1 protein-coding gene is annotated in these 2,409 nt (G+C 66.1%); it reads left to right on the top strand.

The genetic code is table 11. The annotated features are described in order from the left end of the window. Nucleotides 1-2,409 (top strand): pyruvate carboxylase (gene pyc / locus MJ956_RS00810; RefSeq protein ID WP_253962586.1); only part of this gene is annotated, 2,409 nt, incomplete at both ends.

Genomic DNA, 2,409 nt, shown 5'->3' with positions numbered 1-2,409 from the left:
TCGGCAAGGACGAGGTCTATCTCGAAAAACTCGTCGAGCGCGCCCGTCATGTCGAAGTGCAGATTCTCGGCGATACCCACGGCAACGTCGTCGATCTGTTCGAGCGCGACTGCTCGATCCAGCGCCGCAACCAGAAGGTCGTCGAGCGCGCGCCCGCGCCGTATCTGAACGACGCCCAGCGGCGCGAAATCGCCGGATACGCCCGCCAGCTCGCCGACGCCACCAGCTATGTCGGCGCCGGCACGGTCGAGTTCCTGATGGATGCCGACACCGACGCCGTCTACTTCATCGAGGTCAATCCGCGCGTCCAGGTCGAGCACACCGTCACCGAGGAGGTGACCGGCATCGACATCGTCAAGGCGCAGATCCACATACTCGACGGCGCCGCGATCGGCACGCCGGAATCGGGCGTGCCGCGTCAGGAGGACATCAAGCTCAACGGCCATGCCCTGCAGTGCCGCATCACCACCGAGGATCCGGAACAGAACTTCATTCCCGACTATGGCCGGATCACGGCCTATCGTGGCGCCACGGGTTTCGGCATCCGCCTCGATGGCGGCACCGCCTATTCGGGCGCCGTCATCACGCGCTTTTACGATCCGCTCTTGGAAAAGGTGACGGCCTGGGCGCCGACGCCGCAGGAGGCGATCGCCCGCATGGACCGGGCGCTGCGCGAGTTCCGCATTCGCGGCGTGGCGACCAACCTGACCTTCCTCGAGGCGATCATCGGCCACGAGAAGTTCCGCGACAATTCCTACACGACCAAATTCATCGACGACACGCCGGCGCTGTTCAGCCAGGTCAAGCGCCGCGACCGCGCCACCAAGCTCTTGACCTATCTCGCCGACGTCTCGGTCAACGGCCATCCGGAGACGAAACACCGGCCCCGCCCCACTGAGGGCCAGGTCGCCCCGGTGCCGCCGCTGTTCAAGGCGCCGATCGTCGACGGCACCCGCCAGAGATTCGACGCCCTCGGTCCGAAGGCCTTCGCCGAGTGGATGCGCGCCGAGCCGCAGGTGCTGATCACCGACACGACGATGCGCGACGGACCGCAATCGCTGCTGGCGACCCGCGTCAGGACCCACGACATCGTCGCCATCGCCGACGCCTATGCGCGCGCCCTGCCGCAGCTTCTCAGCCTCGAATGCTGGGGCGGCGCGACCTTCGACGTCGCCATGCGCTTCCTCACCGAGGATCCGTGGGAGCGGCTCGCGCTGATCCGCGAGAAGGCGCCGAACATCCTTCTCCAGATGCTGCTGCGCGGCTCGAACGGCGTCGGCTACACCAATTACCCGGACAATGTCGTCAAGCGCTTCGTCGCCGAGGCGGCCAAGGGCGGTGTCGATCTCTTCCGGGTGTTCGACTGCCTCAACTGGGTCGAGAACATGCGGGTCTCGATGGATGCCGTGTGCGAGGCCGGCAAGCTCTGCGAGGGGGCGATCTGCTACACCGGCGACCTGTTCGATCCGGATCGGGCCAAATACGACCTGAAATATTACGTGTCGCTGGCCAAGGAGATGGAGGCGGCCGGCGCCCATATCCTCGGCATCAAGGACATGGCGGGGTTGTTGAAGCCCGCCGCCGCGCGCGTCCTGTTCAAGACGTTGCGCGAGGAAACCGATCTGCCGATCCACTTCCACACCCACGACACCTCCGGGATCGGTGCCGCCACCGTGCTCGCCGCGATCGAGGCCGGCGTCGACGCCGTCGACGCGGCGATGGATGCCCTTTCCGGCAACACCACGCAGCCATGCCTCGGCTCCATCGTCGAGGCGCTGAAGGGCACGGATCGCGATCCGGGCCTGTCGGCCGAAGCGATCCGGCGGATTTCCTTCTACTGGGAGGCGGTCCGGGCGCAATACGCGGCCTTCGAGAGCGACCTCAAGGGTCCGGCTTCCGAGGTCTATCTGCATGAAATGCCCGGCGGGCAGTTCACCAATTTGAAGGAACAGGCCCGCTCGCTCGGCCTCGAGGCGCGCTGGCACCAGGTCGCCCAGACCTATGCCGACGTGAACCGGATGTTCGGCGACATCGTCAAGGTGACGCCCTCGTCCAAGGTCGTCGGCGACATGGCGCTGATGATGGTCAGCCAGGATCTCACCGTCGCCGACGTGCTCGATCCGAAGAAGGACCTCGCCGTCCCCGATTCGGTCGTGGCGATGATGCATGGCGATCTCGGGCAGCCGCCGTCTGGCTGGCCGGCGGATATCCAGGCGAAGGTGCTGAAGGGCGAGACGCCGATCACCGTCAGGCCCGGCTCGCTGCTCGGCGAGGCCGATCTCGATGCCGAGCGGGCCGCCATCGAAACCAAGCTGGAGCGCCCGGTGAGCGATCCGGAATTCGCCTCCTATCTGATGTACCCCAAGGTCTTCGCCGATTTCGCCGCGATCCAGGACCTCTACGGCCCGG

Source organism: Aurantimonas marianensis (genome assembly GCF_024195285.1).
GTDB lineage: Bacteria > Pseudomonadota > Alphaproteobacteria > Rhizobiales > Rhizobiaceae > Aurantimonas > Aurantimonas marianensis.
Note: the sequence above shows the minus strand (reverse complement) of the source record. Positions and strands in the feature narration are given on the sequence as shown.